This window comes from Mycobacterium sp. E1747, from assembly GCF_001667775.1.
GTDB lineage: Bacteria > Actinomycetota > Actinomycetes > Mycobacteriales > Mycobacteriaceae > Mycobacterium.
This window is the reverse complement of the sequence record NZ_LZJI01000052.1, coordinates 1-23536: the sequence shown is the minus strand read 5'-3', so window position 1 is coordinate 23536 and position 23536 is coordinate 1. Positions and strand designations below refer to the sequence as shown.

Sequence of the window (23536 nt, the reverse complement as noted above, 5' to 3'; positions counted from 1 at the left end):
TTTCGAGCGCACTATGCCTTGCTTGGTGGCCGCGATCTGCTGGTTGACTGCTACTCGCTCACGGTGCTACACCGGCGTATGAAGGGTGTGGCGATTTCGTCGGTGTTGGCCGCGAGCCGTTTCATGGTGCGATGCAGTTTGAGAATCTGAGCTTTGGGGAGCTTGTCGGCGCCGCAGGTGGTGATCCGTGGGCGGTCAATCAGAGCTTGCAAGCGGGCAGCCCGTTTCAGATTTCTCAGCTCGCGGAGGCATTCCACGCCGCGGGCCGATGCTCCGCGGAGGCCGAGCACTCATTCGAGCAAGCCCGCAAGCGGTTCGATGCGGCGTGGAATCACCAGGACGGCGACCACCCGATCAATGGCTCCGCTGAGGTTGAGCGACTCACCAAATCGCTTGGGCTGCAGACGGAGCAGTTGCCAAAGATAGGCGACGACTTGGAGAACATCGCGGGAGTGCTGGCTGCGGCGCAGAAGGAGGGCGCCGCGGAGATCGCCTTACTGGAGCGGCAGCTACGGCTTCTGGACAAGCTCATAACTGCGGCGAAAAAGGATCTGCAGGAGCCACTCGACGCGAAAAGTCGGGCTCAGCTGGAGGCGTTGATCCGAGACGCGCACGCGGACGCGGACGACGACACGCGCGACGCCTTGAAGCAGATGAATTCTATCCGCGACGTTTACACGAGGTCGCTGCATCAGGCCCAGGCCAACGGCAACCTAACCCCGCAGGACGCCCAGGCGGTGAGCGAGTTCAAGCCGGCCGGCTTCGGGGACGGGCAAGGCCCTCCTCCCAGCGACCCCAGAATCACCGGTCCCGCAGGCGACCCTCGACACGAGCAGAACACATACGACCTACAGGACCAATTCTCCGATGGCCAAGGACCCACGTTCGGCGGCGACCCGCGAGACGGCTTCCCCCGCAGCCCCGCCTCGGAGCTGGCACAAGGTCCGCCCGGATCCCGGCCGTTGCCAACAGGGACCGCGATCGGACCTGACGGCCACCGCTACGCGTTCTTCTCCCACCCCGACGGCACCCACATTCCCGGCTACAACCAATTCGCGACCAACGGAGACGTGTGGGATTACAGCGACCCCAACCACCCCGTCAAAGTCGGCGACCTGCCCGGCATCTACCAAGCCTCGGGGGTGTACGACCCTGCCACGAACCAGATGGTCGTCATCGGGAACACGAGCAACCGGGAAGGCGACCTCCAGCGCGGGATGTGGGTGTCGGGGCCGATCGACCCCCGCAACCCCAATGGCTGGATCAATAATTTGCAACGCGTGGGCAATGTCAACCTCCCAGGTGACCGCGAAAGCCAGGTGATTAAGCTGCAGGGGGGTGGGTTCATGCTTGTCGGAGCGACGAAAGATGGTCCAGTACAAGCGATTTCTGCTGCCACACCGCAGGGCTTGATGAGCGCGGCGCCGGTCACGATCATGGACCAAGGCCGGATGCCATCGGTGTACGGACCGACCATCACCGGCACATCGCTGAACCCCCAAACTGGGCTCGAGACAATTAATCTGCGACTCAGCACATGGACGGGCGCCGCCTACGACCCCAACACCTGGACCACGACATTCAATGTCCAACACTAAGAAAGGCGGCACAGCGTGTTAGGGAGGATGACAACAGCCGTCGTCGGCGCAGCCTTAACGGTAATGGCAATCGGGTGTTCCCGCGCAACCCCCGGCGTGGCTACAGCGACACCACCGAAATTCCCCGACCTCAACGCCTTCCAAGCGGTCGACCCCGCCCCGTACACAATGCAGTTCGGCCGCGGCGGTGGCGGAGTCTTCTTCTCCACCCCCGACGGGCTGCAGTGCGGGTGGGCTTCGCTAGCCAACGGGCCAGACGATCATGTCAGCGCGGTGTGCGACGGGCCGATTCCCGGCCTGCCCGACGGGGCTCCCCCGGGGCGAGACGGCTGCCAACAAGTCGGTGTCGCGAGCACGAAACCGACGGACCTCGGCCCCTACGGCTTCCACGATGGCGGGTGCCCGGCGATCACGGCGCCGGTGCTGAACGTCGGCCAGAAGCTCACCGCCGCAAACACCACCTGCCTGGTGGGAGCCGACCGGTTGACCGCGTGCATCGACCCCGGGCTCAATCGCGGGTTCGTGCTGCAGCCTTCGGGCTCGTGGACCTTCTGAATGGATGCGATGCAGCCAATGCACAGGTGGCGCATAGCGAACTTGCGTAAAGTGATTTCCCATGGGGAGTAACAGGGGATGGTTTTGGCTTTTGGGCGCGGTTGTCTGTGCTGTGGGTTTGGTCGCGGCGCCCATTGCCTCAAGCGACCCAGGATCCCCGTCGTACCTTCAGGGCAAGCAAGCCATTGACATACAGGTCAATCAGCATCACGTGGTGTTTCCTGCCACGACGGATTGGCAGGCCTATTGTCAAGAAGAGCTGGGCAACGTGACTAAGAGCGGGGTTATGCCACGGGTCGACTCGCCGGCAGACTTCATCGCCGGCTGCCAAGACGAGGGCCGGGCACTCGCCTCTCACTAACAACCTCTCGGCAGAAATCCCGACTTGAGTTTTCACTGCGCTGCAGTCCGCGAACTCGTTTCTCCCTTTGCCAGTGGCATGAGTAAAGCTGGCGAAGGCCTGATTGCATGGGATGGCCTAGCTATCCTCCCACCACTAGACTCTTTCCTTCCGTCAGACCGATACGGGGTGTCGGCATCGGATTATCGCAATATCAAGGCTAAGTACTTGCTCTACCTGCGCCTTGTCGAAGATGGCAACGTTCGTCCGTGCGGGCGTCGCTTCAACGACTTTCCCCTTTTCGACGCAGACTAGCTTCCCCAGATCGTCAGGGACGGCCATGCCTGGTGAGGGCCAGGCCGAGTGTTCACGGGCACGGGTTAAACAAGACTCAGGTGCCGCCGCGACCACGGCAAACATGTTCGTTGAACGCTGCTGGTGTTGACATCGTGCTATGAGCAGCGGCCAGCGAAAGGAGCGCGACGATGATATCCGCATTTATTGCTGCGGCGTTGGTCTTGGCGCCGTTATCGCCCGCGCCGGGGGATCAGTGTCCGTTGGGGGCACCTCCTACGACGGATGGGCAGGGCAAGACGATGGTGTGTGTACATCACCACGAGTTGAACCATACGAACATTTGGGAATACCCCGCTGAGTAACCGTTCAGGTGCACCGCCCGCGCGGCGAGCAGCCCTGTAACAGAGTCACGAAATACCGCTTGAATCCGCTTCTGTGGCTTACACATCCGCTCGAAGTGCTCAGGATATGCGTACTCGAAGAACTCCGTGCACCGCCGGGCCTGCATGTGAAATCACCCGAGCTTCCGGCACGTCGACGCTTTCGCTGCCTCGCCGTGGGAGTAGCGATTTCGGGTGCTTAGAGTTCGGTCGCCACCGTCTGTTGGCTGGCCGCCCACGACGCCAGGAGCGCTAAATTGTCAGCGGTCGGCGTGCCCGCGGGTGCGGTGTAGACGGTGAGATGCAGCCCGGGTTCGGCGGTCAGCTCCATCGACTCGACGTCCAAGTCGAGCTGGCCCACGATCGGATGGTGCAACCGCTTGCGTCCGGACCGGTGCAGCCGCACATCCTGAGATGCCCACCGTTGCCGAAATCGCCCACTGCACGTTGACAATTCGCCGACTAGGGCGATCAGCTCCTCGTCGTGCGGATTGCGGCCGGCTTCCATGCGTAGCTTCGCGGCCGCGTCCCTGACGATTTGGTCGTAGTCGACAAAAAATTCTCGGGCCGCCTCGGGGTGCAGATAGACGAACCGCGCCGTGTTCGCGGGCCGTCGCGGGTCGACCAGCACCGGTGAATACAGCGCGCGGGCAAGTTGATTCATGGCGAGCACGTCATAACGGCTGTTATGGATACAGGCCGGCGCATCGGAGATGGCGCCGATCACCTGCTGCAGTGTCGAGCGCACCGTCACGGCCGGCTTGTGCCGACGTGGGCGGCTGAGCCCACCGGATTGGCGTGCGAGGTGGAACAGGTGGTCGCGCTCGGCCTCGTCGAGTTGCAGGGCAGAGGCCAACGCGTCGAGCACGCCGTCGGAGGCGCCACCGAGGCTGCCGCGCTCCATGCGCACGTAGTAGTCGACCGATACCCCCGCCAGCAGCGCTACCTCTTCCCGACGCAGACCTTTGACCCGACGGTTGCCGCCGTAGGCGGGCAGGCCCGCCTGCTCGGGTGCGATGCGGGCGCGACGCGAGTGGAGAAACTCCCGGATCTCGGTGCGTGGATCCATCTTGGGCATCCCTTCACCGTAGGCGCGCCGCGCAGGCAAAGGGAGGCACTGCTGGTACCCCGACGACTCCATTGCCCCTCCTCGCCGTGTCCCGGAGGGAGCGTCGACGACTGCCGAGGCCGCGCGCCGACGCCTAGGGCGTACCCGTCGCGGTCGTCGCGATGCCGCCGTCTACCGGGATGATGGCGCCCGTGAGGTAGGACCCGGCCCGGCTGGCGAGAAACACGGCGATACCCGCCATGTCGTCGTCGCGGCCGAGCCGGCGCAGCGGTGCCGCCGCCACGATCGTGTCGCCGATGGCATCGAGCGTGGACGCCATCATCTGTGATGGGAACACTCCCGGTGCTACCGCGTTCACCGTGATGTGCTGTGGGCCCAGCTCCCTGGCGAGCACCCTGGTGAGTTGATGGAGTGCCGCTTTGCTGCTGGCGTACGAGTAGTTGGGCGACTGGGCGACGTGGATGGCGGCGATACTGCCGATGTTGATGATCCGAGCGGGATCATCGGCGGTGCCCGCCTTGCAAAGTGCGGGCAGCAGGGCCTGCGCCAGCCAGAACGGTGACTTGAGGTTGAGGTCGATCACGGTGTCCCAGGCCTCGTCCGGGAACGTCGCGAGCGGTTGGCGCCACATCGCTCCCGCGTTGTTGACGAGGATGTCCAGGCGTTCCGCGTCGGTGATGACAAGGTCGGCGAGGCGCCGGCATTCGTCGTGCCTGGACAGGTCGGCGGGAATTGCTTGAACGTCACCGAATTCGGACAGTAGGCGCCGCGCCTCCGCGCACGCGTCTGCGTTGCGTGAGCTGATGACGAGGCGGGCGCCCGCCTGGAGCAGGCCTCGCGCGATCATCAGCCCGATGCCCCTGGTGCCGCCAGTGACAAGGGCGTACTTCCCACTCAGATCGAAACGTTCTGCGTGAGTGGTGAATTGGATATCAGCCGTTGGTTCTTGATCCATTACTTCTCCTCGTAGCTAGGCGCCGGCTCAACCAGAGTGACAGGCTCGTTGGACGTCCGGGAGACCCCGGCGATACAGGTACTGCCGGAGCCACCTCTGCCTGCTTGGTGACACGCAATTCCCGCTACGCGCGGGCGTTCGGGGAATGCTTTCAACGCGTCGACGGCGTGGTCTGGGTCGACAGTGCGCAGTTAAGCTGTCGCTCGACCCGCCATGGACCGAGTGAGCTTCGGCTGAGCGAACGCAACCGGCTGCTGACGGACGGCTACGTCGACGAACTCGTGGCGCCTGCTGTTACACCCGGTAGTCACGACCGGCCTGCTTGTTAGCCCGAGAGCGGCGATAGTGCCGGGGACAAGCGCACGGATAAGTCGCGAAAAGCTTTGCCGCATATTCAGCTAAGGCCGAGAAGTGAGTCTAGACACAGTTTCGATCGACATCTAATGTGCCTAATGTATGGCCACAAATTGTATTGATCAGAACAACAGCGTCGGGCCGGCGACGAACCTGCCGAGGCTGTGAGCTTGGCGAGCGCGGCTACGCAGACCGTCGGTGTCTATCCGGCCGGTCGGAAGGCCCAACTCCGCGACGCGCTGGTCTCCGCCGGCGCGCAGCGGGTCGTCACGCTTGGCCATGTCGCGACGTGGCCGCACGTTTTCCGCACGACGGATTCATCCCGTCGCATCGGTTCGTCGGTGGGTCAACGACGAAGAATCAAGCCGGCGAAATACCGGGCCGAACCGGACAACAAGAAATTGCGCTTAGCCCCAACTCGGAAATGAGACGTCCAGATGCCCAAGAGTGACCACGTTCCTGCCGAGCTCATCGTCGATTTCGACCTTCTGGCGTATCCGCAGCCCGCGGCCATCGAAGAGGAGTACGCCGCGATGCGCGGCACACACCCCATCGCGTACACCTCGCACCACGGTGGCCACTGGGTGCTGACCAAGTACGACGACGTCGAATGGGTGATGAAGAACCCCAACCTGTTCTCTAATCACCCAGCGACGATTCCCGCGATAGAGGGTCAACAACAGCGACCCGTGATACCGCAGGAGTCCGATCCTCCGGCGCATACTCACTACCGGCAGATCCTGCAGCCGCTCTTCTCACCCAGCCAAGCCAAAAGCCTTGAGCCGGAGGTGCGCAAGATCGTCAGGAGTCTCCTCGATTCACTCGACGGCTCCGACGAATTCGAGGTGATGTCGCAGTTCGCCTTGCCCATGCAGAGTCAGGTGTTCATGGACCTCATGGGCTGGCCGATGAGCGATGCCGGCATGGTCCATGGCTTCACCGACGACTTTCTGTTCGGCGGAAGTTCGGACGCCGAGGTTCTGCAATCTCGGATGAAGGCAGCGGCGGGGTTTTACGGCTACCTCGGTGAACGGGTCGCAGAGCATCGAGCTAACCCCGACCTTGAAGGCATCACCGGCGACCTGTGCCGTGCCGTATACAACGGGGAGCGACCGCTGTCTGACGACGAGATCGTCGACATCCTGTTCGACCTCATTCTCGGGGGCACCCACACCACGCCGAGCATGATCGCCATCACCATGTCCGACCTCGCCCAAAACGACGAGCTGCGCCATCAGATCGCCTCCAGCCCCAAGCTCGAGGCCGCCGCCGTCGAAGAACTCCTCCGCTGGCGCAGCCCGACGGCGCCGTCTCGCACGGCCACTCGCGAGGTGGAGTACAAGGGCATCACCTTCAAGCCCGGCGACCGGCTCATGCTCGCCCTCGGGTCTGCCAGCCGCGACCCGGATACCTTTCCCGACGCCGACACGATCGACTTGCATCGCCTCCCCAACCGGCACATGGCTTTCGGAATGGGCCCACACCGGTGCGTGGGCTCACACCTGGCGCGGATGGAGCTCACCGTGGCACTGGAGGAAATCCATAGGCGCATGCCGAATTACAGCCTCGTGCCTAGCAAACCACCGATTATCAAGCGTGGCCAGATCATCTATTCGGTGGAATCGATGCACATCAGACGCGGGGCCGCGCATTAGTTGAGTGAGCTGTCGTTGAGCTCCGGTAGCTGAAACAGGAGGCCGTGCGCGTTGGCGTGTCCCCGTGATTGAGACCAGGAGGTTTGGAGTCCGTATAGCCCGAGGTGGGGCCGGAAGTGACGATGAAACGCCTGGCTGGCCGTAAGCGGCATTCCGCGGAGGACATTGTGCTTAAGTTGCGCCGTCAAGGTTTCTGTCGAACGGTGAAAGCATCAACGACGTTGAGTACGGCCATGAGCCGCTTTATCATCCGGCGTGCCCCAGCTGGTGATTCTTCGCGGGCCGCGACGCGCCTCCGAGAGTGAGAACCTAGGTCTTACGCACGGCCGATCCCGAATCCCAGCTGCCCCTCGCAATCACAGCGCTCGTCTCGTCCGACGTTGCGAATCTCATCGCCCCTAGCGGATCTGACGCTCCGTCCCCCTCCCCAAAGGAAAGTGTCCCTATCGGTGTTGCCGGTTGCTCCAAGTCGATGAACGCAGCCCGAACGACGGGCCGCGACGACCTACAGGAGAGCATCATGAAGAACACCACCGGCAAATCGAGTCGTTTCCGCTACGGCGCCACGCTGTTCGGCGCGCTGGCCATCGTCGCGTTGGCGCCTGCCACCGCTTACGCCGAGCCCAACGGGCCCACCGGCGGCGGTGGCGGATGCCACTACACCGACCCGGACGGCTATGACATCCCGATCGACGAAGGCCAGGGCGTGATCGTCGCCGGCAAGCTCGTCACGTGCACCAACGGCAAGACGGTCGTCACCGACGCGCCGGCGCGCACGCACCCCCGTCCGCCGGCCTCACCGCCCAATCACCTGCCGGTGCTGACCCGCAAGATGTAAGCCCCGCAACCAGACTGAAGCCGTCACCGTGACAATGCGGTGGCGGCCCACGTCTTGGTGGCTAGCCACACCCTGAGAGAAGCACGCGACCGTGCGGCCATTACGGATGCTCCTGAATCACGCACTCCACAATCCGATTGGCCAAGCGCGGGTCGAATCCCATGTGCGATACCTTCTGCGCTTCAGCGGCCGGAGAAACACCGGAATTGAGATCCTGCTCAATGCCCCCGATGAGCTGCTGGTTCTGGTAGTCGTGTTCCCACAGCGGGATTTCCGTAATGCTCCCCACGCAATTTCCGTAACCGGCCGAGTCGGCACGGGCAAGCGGGGGCGCCAGCATCGCGACGGCTACGCCGACCGCGGCAGCAACGGGAATGAACCGCACGGTTCTAAGGATACCCAGCCAAAACGGCAAATAATCGGCAAATGCCGGCGGAGTGGTGGGTTGATCCCGGCGATGTCAGCAATCAGAAGTCGAACCCGTAGCCGCCGCGCAAGTCCTTGTGCGCGGCCTCCAGCGTGCGGTCGCACAGCTCCACGAGCGCCTCAAGGTCGAGATCCGATTCCCGGCCCAACCGGTCCAGCCAGCCCATCTCCACCCTCCTCAGCTCGGACCACTTGAGTTCGCCCTCGTAGTACACCGTCACATCTTCCTGCGGGGCAGCGCACGAGGTGGTTTGCGCCAATTGCCGCTTGCACGAATCCAATTGGGTCAGCGAGTAGCCGTGCTCGCGGAACTGACGGTCCCATTCGTCAAGCAGGAGACTCACCGCCTCGCGCACCGGGGGTGCGGCGTAGACCATCAGCTCGGCCACCCCATCGTCGAGGCCCAGCCGCATGCGGAAGTCGTAGAGCTCTCGGATGGCCTCGGCGCGCCGCTGGGTGGCGATCTCCTCGGCGGTGCCGGGGCGCCGCGCGGGACGGCGGTTTGGTTGCAGATCCCCGATTCGGAGTGCGGATTTTGGGCGGACGCTATTCGGGCGGCCAGAAAGTGTCTGGCGTTTGAGGAATTTGAGCGGTGGCGGCGTCAGGGCGAAATCAGACCCGCTCAGCCTTCATGTCCATGTCGATGGTTCCTTGACAGGCGCCGCTCAAGATGTCGGTGTGCATCAGGCCGTCGAGCGATCCGTCGGGTTGGGGCGTGTAGGTCACCGTGGCTCGCGCCGGATTCCATTGGATCGACGTGTCGGGCATCATACAGTCCCACTGGAAATCGTTGGTTTGCGACCAAGACTTTCCGTCCCACGTGAACTGGATGGGCTGTGGCACCGTCGGGTTGGTCGGCGGAGGACCGCTGACGATCGTGGCGACGCACTTTCCGCTGGTGCAGCTCGAGCGGATACCGTAGGTCTCGGTGTGCTGGACCTCGGGATTGCCGACCGCCATGCTCGTCCCCGCCTTCGGGCCGACCATGAACGTAATGGCGTACCGGCCATTCCACGACGGGTTGTCGGCCAAGGCATTCGGAGACAGTGACAGGGCGATCGGCAGCGACGCGGCGCATACACCGACGAAGAATTTCCAAAGGTCCGATGCCATGGTTTTCTCCTCTGCGGCCGTACCCCTTTCAATAGTCATCCGCCGATTCGCCGCGGACAAGGCTCTGGATTCAGTCAGACGACTCGTCGGAATCCTCGTCGTGCTCGTCGGAATCGTCCTCGTCCTCGTCGTCCTCGTCCTCGTCGTGCTTGTCCTTGTCCTTAGCGGACTTCTTGGACTTCTTGGACTTCTCCGAGTCCGTCGCTCTGTCGGAGTTGTCCAGCTTGTCCGCGAATTTCGTCAGGAGGTCGGCCAGTTTGCGGGCCTCATCCGAATCCAACGAATCGATGAACAGCTGCTCGTCGGCATCCGAGACGCGTTGAACAAAAACCGCGTCGTCCTTGATCCCGACGTCCCACCGGCCTCCCTCGTCGCGAGTCATCTGATGCCGCCTTTCAACTAGTGAGCTGATTGCACAACCGACGCGGCTGGCGCGTTACCGCGTTGTTTACCCACTTGTGCCGGTGCCGCCTCACCGAAGGGCCGTGCGCGCGGCTTACGGCGCGATCGGCCGCTTGAAGAAGCATGCGACGGAAAACGACCCGCGGTGGTCAGCGTCGAGGCCGACCATCTCCCAGCCGAGGCGTCCGAGCTCGTCCGCCCTTAACTTCATCTCGTCCATCGCAGTGTCGCCCTCGCGGTAATCCCACGTGTATTCCCACTGCTGCGGATACCACTTGCCGTCTGAGGCCAGCCACCATCCGGGGCCCGGTGAAGGATTGTCCATGTGGTCGTGAGTACCACAGGCGGTGCCGGCCTCAGCAGCTACGGCGCGTACGCCCAACCGAGGAAGATGTTCTGCGTGTCGTAGGGGCTCGGCCGTATTTCCCGGATGTGCGGCGGGGTGACGTAATTGGCGGTCAGGTATTGCCCGTCGCCCTCGCTGAGCATCACGTGCCCGGTGCCGTGGTCGAACCCGGGGTTGCTCGTAAAAACGAGCGCCCCTTCCGGGATGTTGTCGGGGCTGGTGTGGACCTGGCCTTTGCGGTTGAAGTCGTTGAACGCATCCATCGCCGAGGGGTACCGGAACGCGTGGTTGTAGGCCTGCTCGACGAAGGCCTCGCATTGCACGGTGTTGTTCGGGTCGCTGGCCATCTGGTCGCGCGCCCACGCCAGGGCGTGTGCCGCGTTGTCCTCGCCGGCGTTCGACGCGGCCGCCGCCGCGCCACCCCCGCCCGCGCAGTCGGGCCCAAGTGCGTCGAGGGTGCGCGTATCAATGTCGACATCGGCGACGTAGTGACCGTCAGTTGTCTTGTACCAGAGGCTGTCCCAACCTCCATTGGAGATCTGGTAGCTGAAGAAGCCCGTCACGGGCTCGCCCGCGATATGGCAAACCAGAGTCAGTACCTGGCCGGCGCTGTACACGCCCTCCTGACCCGACTTCAAGTTGGGGCCCGTCATGCGATTGGTGGTCGGCGCTTTGACGGTCGCAGTCGTTTCAGCGTGAGCGGGCGCGGCACTACTCAGACCGAGGGCAAATACGGCTGCCGTTGCGGCCGCGATTGCTGATCTCATCGCTTGGTCTTTCTGCCACGCCCATATGAAATTGATCGGGACGCTACACCGCCACAGAAGCCCGGGTGATTGAAATGGTGGCAAGAACTCGATGAGTGATTCGTAAAAGGTCTTATCGACCCATTAGTTAGTCAACGAAAAAACCGGCGCCCGCCGATCTCAGCAGTGGTCGGTCCAACACCGCTGCAGGGGGCAGTACGTGGAATGCGCGAGGCTCACCATGGAATGCACGTCCCCGAACGTCACGTTCCGCGGATCCAGGTTGGCGTGGACGCTCTGAGCGATCTGGTCGTATGTCCAACCCCACCCGAGGTCATCGCAGATGAGGCGCCCCATCCCCGTGAGGGCGGCGTCGTGTTCCGGCGGCCAATTGAAGCCCTGGGCGCGCAGCTGGGCCAGGTAGGCGTCGTCCAGGGGATCGGCGGCCGCGGTGCCGGCGCTGGCGAGTAGGGCGGCGCCAGCCGTGACGAAAACGGCCAGTCGGGTGAGCCGGCGACGTGAGGGCATTCGATGCACTTCCTTTTCTGGTGCCGGCGGCGCAGCCGTCAGTCGACGGCTGCCAACACGGCGAGAAAAGGAAGAATAGGAAAGGCAGGGAAAAGGCAGCTTATGACAAGCTGAATATTCGGCATCGCGCGAAACTCAAGGCCCACCGCCCGGCGGCGGCGTGGGGCTCGGCGGCGGCGAGCCGGCTTGAGCGGCAGCTCCGCTGAGCATCAAAGCCCCAACGGCCACAAGTATCGCTGCCGACTTCCTCATCGCGATTCCGGTGAAAGGGGAACCACCAGAGCGAGTCGCTAGCTTTCGGCCCGCGTGTTCACGCCTCGAATGCTAGTTGCCCGAACTGCTGATGACCTGGAGGATTCCTGACAATCGGCCGTGCGGCGGTGCGCTGTGCACACCGTGCGGCCGCCCCCAGACAGCGCTCGGGGTGAAGCGTGCAGGAGAGCGTTCGATAGTAAAGTTCACCGACATGCGAGGCGGCGACGCCGCAGAACAGCGGGCGGTGCGATGCAGCTCCGGTACATAAGCGTCCCGGCGCTGATCGCCGAGGCAGGCGGCGATCCGTGGGCGATCAACCAGAGCCTGCAGGCCGGTAGCCCCTTTCAGATTTCGAATCTCGCCGAGGCTTTTCACCAGGCGGGCCGCTGCACCCAGGAAGCGAACGAGAGTTTCGAACAAGCCCGCAAGCGCTTCGACGCGGCCTGGAATCATCAGAACGGCGATCATCCGATCAACGGCTCCGCCGAAGTGCAGCGCGTCACCAAAGCGCTGGGCGCCCAATCCCTTCAGCTGCCCAAGATCGGCGCCGACCTGGAAAACATCGCCGCCGCCCTGGCCGAAGCGCAAAAGGCCGCGGCTAGCGAGATCGCCACGCTGGTAGGCCAGCTGCAGAAGCTCGACAACCTGATCGGTCAGGCGGTCGAGATGGAGAGGGACACCCAGCTCAGCGCGGCCGACAGGCAGGCGCTCGACGCCCTCATCCACGCCTGCGAAGACGACGCCATCAGCGACACCAAGGCCGCGCTGGCGCAGCTGCAGGCGCTGCGCAACGGCTACTCGGCCACGTTGCACAAGTCGCTGGGCAGTCTGCGCGCCGACGGGTACGACCCGGAGTCGCTGCGCCAGGTCGACGCCGACACGCAAATCCCGACGCCGGACACCAGTGCCGAGGACGTACATCGCTGGTGGACGTCACTGACACCCGAGCAGCGGCAGCGCTTCATCGCCGAAAACCCGGACCAGATCGGCAATCTGAACGGCGTCCCGATTCTTGGCCGCAGCGAGGCCAACATCGCCGTGATGACACGCGACCTCAACCGGGTGCGCGACATCGCCTCCCGCAGCGGCGTATCCGTCGACGACGTGCTGCGCGACCCGGCGAAATACGGCCTGTCGGCCACCGACGTCACCCGCTACCAGAACGCCAACGAGACCAAGCAGGGCCTTGACCACGACGCGGGCAACGACCCGCTGCACCCCAATCCGACCTACCTGTTCGCCTACGACCCGTTGGCGTTCGGGGGCAAGGGCCGCGCGGCGATCGCCATCGGTAACCCGGACACCGCGAAGAACACCGCGGTGATCGTGCCGGGGACCAGCAGCAGTGTGAAGGGCGGCTGGCTGCACGACGGTCACAACGACGCCATCAACCTGTTCGCTCAGGCCAACGCCGCCGACCCCAACAACCCGACCGCCGTGATCGCGTGGATGGGGTACGACGCCCCCAACAACTTCTCCGACGTCCAGCGCATCTCCACACCCGAACTCGCACGGACCGGTAGTGCGGCGCTGGCGCAAGATGTCAACGGATTGTGGGTGACGCATCTCGGGGGTGGGCAGCACGTCACGGTGCTGGGTCACTCCTACGGTTCGACGACGGTGGCCGACGCCTTCGCGATGCACGGCATGCACGCCAATGACGCTGTGCTGCTTGGCTGTCCGGGCACCGACGTGGCCAAGAGCGCTGCCGATTTCCACCTGGACGGCGGCCACGTGTTCGTCGGGGACGCCTCGACCGATCCGGTGGGGATGCTCGGCCAGCTAAACGGCTTGAGTAAGCACTTCTTCGGCGACGACATCGTCGGGCAGGTGATGGGTAGCGACCCCGGCCTGGGCGCCGACCCCGCCGCCGACGGCTTCGGATCGACGCGGTTCCGTGCCGAGGTGCCCGGCGCGAACGGCATTAATCCCCAAGACCATTCGCACTACTACTATCCCGGAAGCGAGGCGTTGCACAGCATGGCCGACATCGTTTCGGGCCACGGCGACGCGTTGGAAGCCGACGGCCTGACTGCCGGACATCGCTACCAGATAGGCGGCATCCAAATCAGGATTCCGGGGCTGCCGCCGGTCACGGTGGGCCCACACACCCCGGCGGTCGTCGACCCGGAGTGGAACCGCCCGCCGGGATCTGTCACAGACAATCACTTCTTCGATGGCCAGCACCATCATTGAGCATCGGCGCCGACGGTCGCGGCAAGCAGCGCTAGCCGCGCTGGCGGCCGTCCTCACGCTGTTGATAGGAGGATGCGGTTCCGTGTCGCCCAACCAACACTCCCCCGGTTCGTCTCATCCGGTGGATGATTCCGCGCACCCTCTGACCGACGACCAGGCCATGGCTCAGGTGGTCGATCCGGCCAAACAGATTGCGGCCGTGGCGAATCTGCAAGGGGTTAGCGGGGGTTTCTCGTTCGCCTCCTGCAACGACCAAGGTGATCCGCCCTACATGGGCACCGTCACCATGAGTTTCCTGTTGCAGGGCGACCACGAGGCGTACTTCGAGCAAGTGCGGACCGCGATGGTGGCTCATGGATGGAACGACGGCGCTCCGCCGGGACAGCATTACTTCGGCACCACGCTGAACAAGGATGGGGTGACCGCGAATATGAGCTACTTGCCCTCCGATCACAGTTACGGCCAGATCATGCTCTACGGGGAATGCCGCAACACCACCGATCACCACCACGACGGCAAGACGAACACCACGAACATCACCAGCGAGCTGAACGCCCGCTGACGTGGACTACGGAAAACATTGGGCCCCGCAATGACTTTCGTCAGAAGGGTAGAGTCGCGGGCATGAATTTGGTCGAGTGGCTGAAAAGCCCGCATCACCTGCGCACGCGTTTGATGATGGAGCGACAACCGATCCGGAACATCGAGATTGAGACCGTGTTCCTCGAACTCTCTCACCACGACGCGCGACTGCGGTTCCCGGTGATGTTCATGCTGCTGCCGAGGCGTTTCGGCTCGTCGCCCCAGCGCACCCCGCGGCCCGACCAGAAGAAGTTACCGCGGAGCGCTGATTAGCTCTGCGTGGCGTTGCTGACGTACTGCGGGCAGTACGACTGCGTCGCCGCGCCGATGAAGTAACCCGAATTAGTGTCGGTTAATGCGAGCGCGCCTTTTACGTCGGACAATGTCTGCGCCAGAGTCGCGCCATTCGTCCAGTCCTGGCAAACTCCGTGTCCGGCGTTCACGATGGTTTGGTTCGACAGGCTGGAGAACGTGATGCCCTGCTGTCCGAGCGCCTGCAGGAAAATGTCGTCCGTCGCGTCCGCATTCGCCATGGGTGCGGCGATAACAGCCAGGCTCGCCAAACCGGCGACAACGAGGCTGGTCAAACGTGCGAAGTTCGTCATGGTGGCTCCTCGGGGTGGGATCAACTTCTAGCCGTCAGTATCTGTGTACGCGGCGATCGGTTAATGGTTCTGCCACTCGATACTTTCGCACACCCGCCGCTTCCGCGCGCGGCAATTGGCAAACTCCGCATTAATTGACGAAAGCGGCATCCACGGCCGGTTATTGGCAGCCCGGCAGCAATGGCCGCAAAACGACGCGATGGTACCGGCCCGGGCGGATATCCATTCCGGCACAGCCGCGCCCGCTCGACGGCCCATGCGCCCCTGACCGGGGTTGGGCGCCGGCGGGAGTTCCGGCATGCTTGGCCTATGCACCTCGTGAACGGCGTCCGCGACCCCGCGACAAGTTTTCCCCTCGACACCGTCACCGACGATGCGGCCGAGCGTCGGCAGGCCAACCGGGCCGTCGCCCTCAGCGCGATCGGACTGGCGCTGACCGGGCTCGTCGAACTGGCGATCGCGCTACTGTCCGGCTCGGTGGCCCTGCTCGGCGACGCGTTGCACAACCTGTCGGACGTCTCGACCAGCGTGCTGGTGTTCGTCGGGTTTCGAGCGTCGCGCAAAATTCCCACCGAGCGCTACCCCTACGGTTACGAACGCGCCGAAGACCTCGCCGGAATCGGTGTCGCGCTGGTGATTTGGGGCAGCGCGGCCGTGGCCGCCTTCGAAAGCGTCCACAAACTGCTCGGGCACGGCGGCACCGGATATGTGGGTTGGGGTATCGCGGCCGCGCTGGTGGGAATCGCGGGCAACCAGCTGGTGGCGCGCTATAAGTTGCTGGTGGGCAAGCGGATTCGCTCGGCGACCATGGTGGCCGACGCCAAGCATTCGTGGCTGGACGCGTTGTCGTCCGCGGGGGCGATGCTGGGGCTGATCGGTGTGGCGCTCGGCTGGGGCTGGGCCGACGCGGTGGCCGGGATCGTGGTGACGGGGTTCATCTGCCACGTCGGCTGGGAGGTGACCTCGGACATCGCTCACCGCCTGCTGGACGGCGTCGACCCCGAAATCATCACGACCGCCGAGGCCGTCGCCGCCACGGTGCCGGGCGTCACCCACGCGCACGCCCGGGCCCGATGGACCGGGCGGACATTGCGGGTGGAAGTGGAAGGCTTTCTCGACCCCGACACCCCATTGGCCGCGGCCGACAGAATCGGTCGCCTCGTCGCCGCCGCGCTGGTCCCGCGGATACCCGAAATGCACAACTTCACGTGGACGGCACGCGCCGCCTAGCGGTCAGTTGCCGGGAGTACCTTCGGGCTTCGGGCCGCGGTCCTCGCCGGTGACGTACTTCGGGCAGTAGTGGGCCGCCGAAAGATACGTGAACTTGGCCGCGCTGGCGCCCTGGAATGCCGGGTTCTGGTTGCGGAGTTGGGTCACGATCTCCGCGGTGGACTGGCCGTCGTCGAGCAGGTCGCACACCGACTTGCCGATGGTGATGGCATTGCCGCCGTCCTGGTAGGTGATGCCGGCGTCGCGCAGGTCGGTCAGAAAGTCTTGGTCGTTGTTCACATCTGCGGATGCGGGCGCGGCCAGGCCGATCGCGGCGGCCACGCCGGCCAGAACGAGTAGGAATCGCATAACGCAGCGATTGTCGCAGACCTGCTGGGGAATGGCACCTCGCCGGGAAAACGGCGGGTGAACCCTCGCGCCCGGTTAGGCCGCCGGCGCGCGGGAGGGTCGCAGCACCGGGCGGCGCAGCCTCAACGACTCGGGCAGCGCGCCGACCTGCCGGCGCTCCGCGGGCTCCCAGATGTCGCCGTCCAGGACGCCGGGCAGGCCGGCCTCGCTGGCAATGAAAACCGGTGCCACGCCCTGCACGAATTGGCGGTGGTAATCCGTGAGGGCCGCGAACGCCCACTTGCCCAGCAGACAGATGGTGATCAGGTTGGCGATGGCCATCACCGCCATCGTCAGATCGGCAAGCGCCCACACCAGGGTCAGCTTGGCCAGGGCCCCGAAGATGATAGACAGCAACGTGACCACCTTCAGCACGTTGGCCGCCAAACGCCGGCCGCCCAGGTAGAACAGATTGGCCTCGGCGACCACGTAGTTGCTCAGCACCGATGCGAACGCGAAGACGAACACCACCGAGGTCATCAACACCGTGGTCCACGACCCGAGATCCGCGGCGATCGCGGACTCCGTGAGGCTCGCCCCAGCGAGTGACCCCACTCGAGACGGGTTGTAAGTTTCCGGGCCGGACAACAACACGATGAATGCCGTCGCCGTGCATATCACCATCGTGTCGACGAACACCGCGAGCGACTGAATCAGGCCCTGCTCCACCGGATGTGCCACGGTTGCCGCGCCCGCGATGTTGGGCGAACTGCCCATCCCGGCTTCACAGGCGAACAGGCCTCGCTTGACGCCGGTGAACATCGCCGCGAGCGCCCCGCCCGCGAAACCGCCCGCCATTTGCCGCATTCCGAACGCACCGCCGATGATCTCCCTGATCACCGTCGGCAGCTCGGTGATGTTGACGGCCACGATCCCCAGCGCGAGCAACGTGTACGCCAGCGCGACCACCGGAAGGACCGATCCGGCGAATTGGGCGACGCGCCGCACGCCACCAAAGAGCACCGGCGCCGCCAGCACCGCCAAAACGACTGTGGTCCAACCGACCCCGATGCCGTGCGACGACTGCAAGACCCCACTGATCGCGTTTGTCTCCACCATGTTGAACGCGGTGGAGAACGTGACCACCAGCAGCATGGCGAAGATGACGCCGCCCGCGCGCGACCGCAGTCCCCGCTGAATGTAGAACGCGGGACCGCCGCGGAAGGCGCCGTCGTCCGAGTGGACTTTGAAGATTTGGGCCAGGGTGGCCTCGATCACCGCGGTGGCCATGCCCACGGCGGCCACCACCCACATCCAGAAGACGGCGCCGGGCCCCCCGACCGTCAGGGCGATTGCGACGCCGGCGATGTTCCCGGTACCCACACGAGACGCAAGGCCCACGCAGAACGCCTGGAAGGACGAGATCCCACCGTCCTGGCGATGAGCCCGTCGAAGCTGGCGAACCATGCGCCCGAAGTAGCGGATCTGGATGAATCGGGTGCGCACGGTGAAATAGATGCCGCCGCCGATCAGCAAATAAATGAGGATGTGCGTATTGAGGATGTTGCTAACGGGCTCGACCAACTGCTGCTGAAGGAAGTCCAAGCCCACGCTTCCTTTCGGCTAGACCGCTGTCCGTCGCCGAAATGGTATGGACGAATTGTTGATTACAGGTTTCGTTAACCCGCCGTCAATGGTCGGTTATGTAAACAGCACGTCACATTTCACGGCGCGCTCACCGCCCTACCGGTTACGAGGCGGCGTCCGGCTTCGAGAGCGCTTGGGGGCAATACGAATTGGCGGCGATCGCCGCGAATCGGGTGGCGTCGTCCCCCTGCAGTCCACGATTGAGCATCTGCAGCATCCGGACAACATCCGTGAGGTTCGAGCCCTCGCTGACCAACTTGCACACCGACTTGCCCGAGGTGATCGCCTGGTCTGGATCGGAATAGGTCAGGCCGGCGGCGTGGACCGTGGCGAGGAACGCGTCGTCGCTGCCATCGGCGCGCGCGAGACCGGCCAGGCCGATCGCAACCGCAAGGCCGAGCGAAATGAGAAATAGCCTCACGGCTCACTGATCGTTCCAGAGGTGCCACCGCCGCGCATCTCGTGCAGCGAATCAGCTGGTTAGGAGCTGGCGGTCGTGGTCGTCGGCGTGGATGACGAGAGCGCGTCCGGGCAGTAGGCGTTCGCCGCGATCGCGGTGAACTTGGTGGCCTTGTCGGCGCTCAACGCGCTGTCGCCCTTTTGCACCGCCGTCGCGATGTCCGCGATGGCGGTGCCGCTACCGGCGGCCGAGCACACGTAATGGGCCGCCTGAATGGCCTGCCCCGGGTCCGTGTAGGTGAAACCCGCCGCATCCAGGGAGGCGAGAAACGCTCCGTCGGTGTCATCGGCGTATGCCGGCGCGGCCAGGCCGATCATGACAGCAACGCTGGAAATCGTCAGAACAAGCTTCATAAATTCGAAATCGTTCCAGACGTGCGCGGGCTCCGCGGATGACGAAACAATTTTTAACAATCGTCAACCCCGGGTTGACACCATTAGGCGCGTCAACCTATTGTTGACGGCATGGCCGATCCGACCCGCATCGCCTACCCGATTCGCCTCGACGAGCTGATCAACGCCATCAAATCGGTGCACGCCGACGCGCTCGATCAGCTGGCCGACGCGGTGCTGGCGGCCGAGCATCTGGGCGAGGTCGCCGACCACCTGATCGGGCACTTCGTGGACCAGGCCCGACGGTCCGGGGCGTCGTGGACCGACATCGGCAAAAGCATGGGCGTCACCAAACAAGCGGCCCAGAAGCGATTCGTGCCGCGCGCCGAGGCGCCCGCCCTGGACCCCGAACAGGGCTTCGGCCGCTTCACCCCGCGGGCGCGCAGCGCTGTGCTGGCGGCCCAGAACGCCGCCCACGAGGCGGCCAACGACGAGATCACGCCCGCCCACCTGCTGCTCGGTGCGCTCAGCGATCCGGCCGCGCTGGCCACTGTGTTGCTACGCCTGCAGCAGGTCGACACCGAGTCGTTGCGCGCGACCGTGGAGCTGCCTCCGGCCGGCAGCGAAACCCCCGACCTCATCCCGTTCAGCGGACCCGCGCGCAAGGCCCTCGAGCTGACCTTCCGTGAAGCACTTCGGCTGGGGCACAACTACATTGGCACCGAGCACCTGCTGTTGGCGCTGCTCGAGCTGGAGGACGCCTCGTCCGACGAAGGACCGCTGCGCCGGTGCGGCGTGGACAAGGGCCGTGTCGAGGCCGATCTGATCAAGGCGCTGGAATCGCTTGGCGGCGGCACCGGCGTTCGGTGACCGGTGGTGGTCGACCCCTCCCGTACGCATGACCGCGTGTGCGATCATTCGAAGGTTCCCTTCCCGGGTCCCCTAGGAGGCGAAGACATGGCGAAGACGCAGCGCTGGCTGGTCGCCCTGTCCGCGTTGGTCGTCGCCGCGGGAAGCGTCACCGCGGCCGCCGTGCTTCCCGCCCCCCGCGCGTGGGCCGGTGACGCCCCGATCGGTCACATCGGCGACACGCTGCGGGTGGACACCGGCACTTACGTCGCGGACGTGACCGTCACCGGCGTGGCGCCCTGCGACCCGCCTCCCGGCTTCGGCTACACGCGTGAGGGAACCTTCCGGGGTTTCCCGGGCAGCTCGGTAGAGCGGGCCGACGTCGTCGTTCGCGCGGTCCGGGTGCCCAACCCGTTCGTCATGGCGACCACCTTCAGCTTCGACGGCGTGACCCAGTTCGCCGACGCCTACAAGCCGCGAGCCTCCGACGCCCCCGACGCGCTGGACAACGTGCTCACCAACGCGCCGAACGGGGCGATCGTGCGCGGCGAAGTGTATTGGGACGCCTACCGTGATCCCGTCTCCACCGTGGTCCTGTTGGACAAGAAGACGGGCTACCACCTCGCGCAGTGGAACCTCTGACACACACCGTAAGCGTTGCCACGACGGATTCCGTTGATGTTCAACAGCTTGCCGACGTCGCCGCGCGCACCTTCCCGCTGGCGTGTCCGGCCACGATGGCACCCGTGAACATCGCCGCGTTCGTCAAGGCCAACCTGACGGCCGCACGCTTCGCCGAATACCTGGCCGATCCGCAGCGTGCGATCATGACGGCCACTGGGGGCGACCGAATCATCGGTTACGCCATGCTCGTCCGTGACGATGACGCCGCCGAGCTGTCCAAGATGTACGTCGCGCCGGAACACCACGGCACCGGCGTCGCGACCGCGCTGATGGACCTCGCGCTGACCACGGCCGGCGAATGGGGAGTGGGCCGCGTGTGGCTGGGCGTCAACCAGGCGAACGAACGCGCGCAACGCTTCTATGCCAAGAGTGGGTTCGAGGTCAGCGGCACCCGGACCTTTCAGGTCGGCGCCGGGCGCGAGAACGACTTCGTCATGACCCGCCCGCTTCGTTGACCGTCAGCGCCAGGAGCCGAGACATGGCCCGCAGGTACTTCTTTCGGTAGCCGCCCGCCAGCATCTCGTCGCTGAAGATGGTGTCCAGCTTGTCACCCGAGGCGACCACCGCAATGCCGGCGTCATACAACCGGTCGGTCAGCGCCACCAGCCGCAGCGCGACGTTCTGGTCGTCGATGCCGTGCACCCCGGTCAGGAACACGGCGGTCACCCCCTCGATGAGGGTCAGATACCGCGACGGGTGCATGGTGGCCAGGTGCGCGCACAGCGCGTCGAAATCGTCGAGCGTCGCCCCGTCGATCCGCGCGGCGCGCGCGACCACCTCTTCGTCCGAGAGCGGCTGCGGCGCAGGCGGCAGGCCGCGGTGCCGATAGTCGGGCCCCTCGATCCGCACGGTGGTGAAAATACTTGCCAGCGTGTTGATCTCGCGCAGAAAATCCTGGGCGGCGAACCGCCCCTCGCCCAGCTGCTCGGGCAGCGTGTTGGAGGTGGCGGCCACCGACACTCCCCGCTCGACCAGCGACGAAAGCAGCCGCGATATCAGCGTGGTGTTTCCCGGGTCATCCAGCTCGAACTCGTCGATGCACACCACCGTGTAATCGGCCAGCAGGTCAATGCATTCGGAGAAGCCGAACACCCCCGCCAACTGGGTCAGCTCCCCAAACGTCGCGAACGCCTTGGGAGTTGACGATTCCGGGCCGTCACCGGGCAGCGCGTAGTAGGCCGACGCCAGCAGGTGCGTCTTGCCCACGCCGAATCCGCCGTCCAGATATAGCCCGACGCCGGGAAGCACCGCCCGCCGGCCCAACAACGTTCGTCGGCCCGCGCGCCGCTGCACCGCCTGCCGGCAGAACTCTTGGCACGCCACGACGGCGGCCGCCTGCGTCGGCTCGGCCGGGTCGGGCTCATACGTCGCGAAGCTCACGTCGGCGAACGTTGGGGGCGGCCGCAATTGAGCGATCAGCCGCTCCGGCGACACGCTCGGATGCCGATCCACCAGGTGCGCCACTCCCCCGCAAGTGGACCCATGCATCCGCAGAACCCTACCGGCGTGCTGCAATCAACCCCATGGGCCTTCCCGAGACGCCGCTGTCGCTGCTCGCATCGGTGCGCGAGCTCGGCGACGCCGAACTCCCGCGCCTCTACGGCTACCCCGAACGCGACGGGACATGGGTGCGGGCCAACTTCATCGCCAGCGTGGACGGCGGTGCCACCTCCGGCGGCAGCAGCGGAACGATGGGTGGTCCCGGCGACCGGTTCGTGTTCAACCTGCTGCGGGAGCTCGCCGACGTCATCGTGGTCGGCGCGGGCACCGTGCGGGTCGAGGGCTATTCCGGGGCGCAACTGAGCGTCACCCAGCGCCAGCAGCGGCAGGCCCGGGGGCAGAGCGAGATCCCGCAACTGGCGATCGTCACCAAGTCGGGCCGGCTGGACCGCGACATGGGAGTGTTCACCCGGACCGAGGTCCCGCCGCTGGTCCTCACCTGTGCGGCGGCGACGGCGCCGACGCGCCGGCTGCTCACCGACCTGTGCGAGGTGATCGACTGCTCCGGCGACGACCCCGGCCAGGTCGACGAGGCCGTCATGCTGGCGGTCCTCGCCGCTCGCGGAATGCGCCGCATCCTGACCGAGGGCGGGCCGATGCTGCTCGATTCGTTGATCCGGCGCGACATGCTCGACGAGCTCTGCCTGACCATTGCGCCCTACCTCGTCGGCGGCCTGGCCCGCCGCATCGCGACGGGACCCAGTCAGCTGCTGACGCGGATGCGGTGCGCCCACGTTCTGAGCGACGACGCCGGTTACCTGTACACCCGTTACGTCAAGGCCTAGCTTCGCGGGGTACCCCCAGCGCCCGGCTTCGCCGCGCTTGCGATCGCCGCTAGCTACTGTGGTCGACATGAGTCGGCAGATCACGCTCGCCACGGTCTTGATTGCGGCGACCACCGTGGTCGCCGGCTGCGTCCCAGGTCTGGCCGCCGACCCGCGCTTCGCCACCAACTCCGGCGCCCGGCCGCAGGGCGCGGCCACCACCAACCCACCGCCCAGCGGGCCGCCGCCCATCGCCGCACCCAAGAATGACCTGCCGTGGCATGACTGCACGTCGCGCGTGTTCGGCGACGCCGCGGTCCCGCCCCCCGCGGGGGTCCAGCTGGATTGCGCGAACTACGACGCGGACCTGGATCCGAACGGCGGCGGGACGGGCACCATGAGCGTCGGCGTGGTCCGCGCCCGCTCCAGCCAGACCGGCAGCTGCGCCGAGGACGGCAGGTCCGAGCCGGTGGTGAAGACGAGCGGGCCCGCGTCGTGGGGGG

At 65.1% G+C, this 23536-nt stretch carries 27 protein-coding genes and 2 pseudogenes; 13 read left to right on the top strand and 16 right to left on the bottom strand.

Annotation, left to right across the window (positions count from 1 at the left end; all coding sequences use genetic code 11):
- The first annotated feature begins 131 nt into the window (after nt 1-131).
- Complete coding sequence (locus tag A5695_RS06290; RefSeq protein WP_068079270.1) at nt 132-1598, top strand: hypothetical protein; 1467 nt, start codon at nt 132-134, stop codon at nt 1596-1598.
- A 63-nt stretch (nt 1599-1661) separates the two neighbouring features.
- Nucleotides 1662-2153, top strand: a complete 492-nt coding sequence (locus A5695_RS06285) for a hypothetical protein (protein ID WP_231974735.1) — start codon at nt 1662-1664, stop codon at nt 2151-2153.
- A gap of 1216 nt (nt 2154-3369) precedes the next feature.
- Here the strand turns inward: A5695_RS06285 and A5695_RS06270 are convergent.
- The 3 genes from A5695_RS06270 to A5695_RS28925 all read right to left on the bottom strand — a co-directional run bounded on the left by A5695_RS06270 (nt 3370) and on the right by A5695_RS28925 (nt 5829).
- Entirely contained in the window at nt 3370-4239 is an 870-nt protein-coding gene (locus A5695_RS06270) for a helix-turn-helix transcriptional regulator (RefSeq protein ID WP_369830159.1), read from the bottom strand.
- A 133-nt stretch (nt 4240-4372) separates the two neighbouring features.
- On the bottom strand, nt 4373-5194 hold the full coding sequence (locus tag A5695_RS06265; protein WP_068079265.1) for an SDR family oxidoreductase: 822 nt from the start codon (nt 5192-5194) through the stop codon (nt 4373-4375).
- Nucleotides 5195-5670: 476 nt separating this feature from the next.
- Nucleotides 5671-5829, bottom strand: coding sequence for a hypothetical protein (locus A5695_RS28925; RefSeq protein ID WP_197515375.1), 159 nt, complete (start codon nt 5827-5829; stop codon nt 5671-5673).
- A gap of 156 nt (nt 5830-5985) precedes the next feature.
- Here A5695_RS28925 and A5695_RS06260 point away from each other — a divergent pair, with 156 nt between their 5' ends.
- Nucleotides 5986-7203 (top strand): cytochrome P450, encoded by a 1218-nt coding sequence (locus tag A5695_RS06260; RefSeq protein WP_068079264.1) that lies wholly within the window; start codon nt 5986-5988, stop codon nt 7201-7203.
- 520 nt (nt 7204-7723) lie between these two features.
- On the top strand, nt 7724-8041 hold the full coding sequence (locus tag A5695_RS06255; protein WP_068079280.1) for a hypothetical protein: 318 nt from the start codon (nt 7724-7726) through the stop codon (nt 8039-8041).
- A gap of 100 nt (nt 8042-8141) precedes the next feature.
- Here A5695_RS06255 and A5695_RS06250 read toward each other — a convergent pair whose 3' ends face one another.
- The 7 genes from A5695_RS06250 to A5695_RS06220 form a co-directional block, all read right to left on the bottom strand.
- Nucleotides 8142-8426 (bottom strand): hypothetical protein, encoded by a 285-nt coding sequence (locus A5695_RS06250; protein ID WP_068079263.1) that lies wholly within the window; start codon nt 8424-8426, stop codon nt 8142-8144.
- 82 nt (nt 8427-8508) lie between these two features.
- Nucleotides 8509-8880, bottom strand: a complete 372-nt coding sequence (locus tag A5695_RS06245) for a hypothetical protein (RefSeq protein WP_197515374.1) — start codon at nt 8878-8880, stop codon at nt 8509-8511.
- Nucleotides 8881-9079: 199 nt separating this feature from the next.
- On the bottom strand, nt 9080-9580 hold the full coding sequence (locus A5695_RS06240; protein ID WP_068079262.1) for a hypothetical protein: 501 nt from the start codon (nt 9578-9580) through the stop codon (nt 9080-9082).
- Between the two features lie 70 nt (nt 9581-9650).
- On the bottom strand, nt 9651-9962 hold the full coding sequence (locus A5695_RS06235; RefSeq protein ID WP_068079261.1) for a hypothetical protein: 312 nt from the start codon (nt 9960-9962) through the stop codon (nt 9651-9653).
- A gap of 114 nt (nt 9963-10076) precedes the next feature.
- The gene (locus A5695_RS06230; RefSeq protein WP_068079260.1) at nt 10077-10307 is read right to left on the bottom strand and encodes a hypothetical protein; all 231 of its coding nucleotides are present in this window, start codon (nt 10305-10307) and stop codon (nt 10077-10079) included.
- Between the two features lie 38 nt (nt 10308-10345).
- The gene (locus A5695_RS06225; protein ID WP_068079259.1) at nt 10346-10981 is read right to left on the bottom strand and encodes a hypothetical protein; all 636 of its coding nucleotides are present in this window, start codon (nt 10979-10981) and stop codon (nt 10346-10348) included.
- A gap of 273 nt (nt 10982-11254) precedes the next feature.
- Nucleotides 11255-11602 (bottom strand): DUF732 domain-containing protein, encoded by a 348-nt coding sequence (locus A5695_RS06220; RefSeq protein WP_068079279.1) that lies wholly within the window; start codon nt 11600-11602, stop codon nt 11255-11257.
- Between the two features lie 504 nt (nt 11603-12106).
- Here A5695_RS06220 and A5695_RS06215 point away from each other — a divergent pair.
- The 3 genes from A5695_RS06215 to A5695_RS06205 all read left to right on the top strand — a co-directional run bounded on the left by A5695_RS06215 (nt 12107) and on the right by A5695_RS06205 (nt 14908).
- Nucleotides 12107-14053, top strand: a complete 1947-nt coding sequence (locus A5695_RS06215; protein WP_068079258.1) for an alpha/beta hydrolase — start codon at nt 12107-12109, stop codon at nt 14051-14053.
- On the top strand, nt 14034-14615 hold the full coding sequence (locus A5695_RS06210; RefSeq protein WP_068079257.1) for a hypothetical protein: 582 nt from the start codon (nt 14034-14036) through the stop codon (nt 14613-14615). The genes A5695_RS06215 and A5695_RS06210 overlap by 20 nt, the downstream gene beginning before the upstream one ends.
- A 62-nt stretch (nt 14616-14677) precedes the next feature.
- Nucleotides 14678-14908: a hypothetical protein gene (locus tag A5695_RS06205; RefSeq protein WP_068079256.1), complete on the top strand. Its 231-nt coding sequence runs from the start codon at nt 14678-14680 to the stop codon at nt 14906-14908.
- Here A5695_RS06205 and A5695_RS06200 read toward each other — a convergent pair.
- Nucleotides 14905-15240, bottom strand: a complete 336-nt coding sequence (locus tag A5695_RS06200) for a DUF732 domain-containing protein (RefSeq protein ID WP_068079255.1) — start codon at nt 15238-15240, stop codon at nt 14905-14907. The two genes, A5695_RS06205 and A5695_RS06200, sit on opposite strands and share 4 nt — an antisense overlap.
- Before the next feature lie 309 nt (nt 15241-15549).
- Between A5695_RS06200 and A5695_RS06195 the strand changes: the two genes are divergently transcribed.
- Nucleotides 15550-16470 carry a cation diffusion facilitator family transporter gene (locus tag A5695_RS06195; RefSeq protein WP_068079254.1) on the top strand — a complete coding sequence of 307 codons (921 nt, stop codon included), beginning with the start codon at nt 15550-15552 and terminating at the stop codon, nt 16468-16470.
- Between the two features lie 3 nt (nt 16471-16473).
- Here A5695_RS06195 and A5695_RS06190 read toward each other — a convergent pair whose 3' ends face one another.
- The 4 genes from A5695_RS06190 to A5695_RS06175 all read right to left on the bottom strand — a co-directional run bounded on the left by A5695_RS06190 (nt 16474) and on the right by A5695_RS06175 (nt 19257).
- On the bottom strand, nt 16474-16818 hold the full coding sequence (locus tag A5695_RS06190; protein ID WP_068079253.1) for a DUF732 domain-containing protein: 345 nt from the start codon (nt 16816-16818) through the stop codon (nt 16474-16476).
- A 75-nt stretch (nt 16819-16893) separates the two neighbouring features.
- The gene (locus tag A5695_RS06185) at nt 16894-18408 is read right to left on the bottom strand and encodes a sodium:alanine symporter family protein (RefSeq protein WP_231974734.1); all 1515 of its coding nucleotides are present in this window, start codon (nt 18406-18408) and stop codon (nt 16894-16896) included.
- A 139-nt stretch (nt 18409-18547) separates the two neighbouring features.
- A complete protein-coding gene (locus A5695_RS06180) occupies nt 18548-18865 on the bottom strand; it encodes a DUF732 domain-containing protein (protein ID WP_068079252.1) in 318 nt (105 codons plus the stop codon).
- Nucleotides 18866-18924: 59 nt separating this feature from the next.
- Nucleotides 18925-19257 carry a DUF732 domain-containing protein gene (locus tag A5695_RS06175; RefSeq protein ID WP_068079251.1) on the bottom strand — a complete coding sequence of 111 codons (333 nt, stop codon included), beginning with the start codon at nt 19255-19257 and terminating at the stop codon, nt 18925-18927.
- A 111-nt stretch (nt 19258-19368) separates the two neighbouring features.
- On the opposite strand from A5695_RS06175, the gene A5695_RS06170 reads away from it, so the two are divergent.
- From A5695_RS06170 to A5695_RS06160, 3 genes are all read left to right on the top strand, one after another.
- Nucleotides 19369-20106, top strand: coding sequence for a Clp protease N-terminal domain-containing protein (locus tag A5695_RS06170; RefSeq protein ID WP_068079250.1), 738 nt, complete (start codon nt 19369-19371; stop codon nt 20104-20106).
- Nucleotides 20107-20193: 87 nt separating this feature from the next.
- Complete coding sequence (locus tag A5695_RS06165) at nt 20194-20727, top strand: hypothetical protein (protein ID WP_068079249.1); 534 nt, start codon at nt 20194-20196, stop codon at nt 20725-20727.
- Nucleotides 20715-21224: an N-acetyltransferase gene (locus A5695_RS06160; protein ID WP_068079248.1), complete on the top strand. Its 510-nt coding sequence runs from the start codon at nt 20715-20717 to the stop codon at nt 21222-21224. Before A5695_RS06165 ends, A5695_RS06160 begins: the two co-directional genes overlap by 13 nt.
- On the opposite strand, the pseudogene zapE reads toward A5695_RS06160, so the two are convergent.
- Nucleotides 21202-22294, bottom strand: a pseudogene (gene zapE, locus A5695_RS06155) (cell division protein ZapE). The gene A5695_RS06160 and the pseudogene zapE sit on opposite strands and share 23 nt — an antisense overlap.
- Here zapE and A5695_RS06150 point away from each other — a divergent pair.
- Nucleotides 22293-23054, top strand: a complete 762-nt coding sequence (locus tag A5695_RS06150) for a pyrimidine reductase family protein (RefSeq protein ID WP_068079246.1) — start codon at nt 22293-22295, stop codon at nt 23052-23054. The pseudogene zapE and the gene A5695_RS06150 overlap by 2 nt on opposite strands.
- 67 nt (nt 23055-23121) lie before the next feature.
- A pseudogene (locus tag A5695_RS06145) lies at nt 23122-23536 on the top strand (alpha/beta hydrolase); the annotation flags it as partial.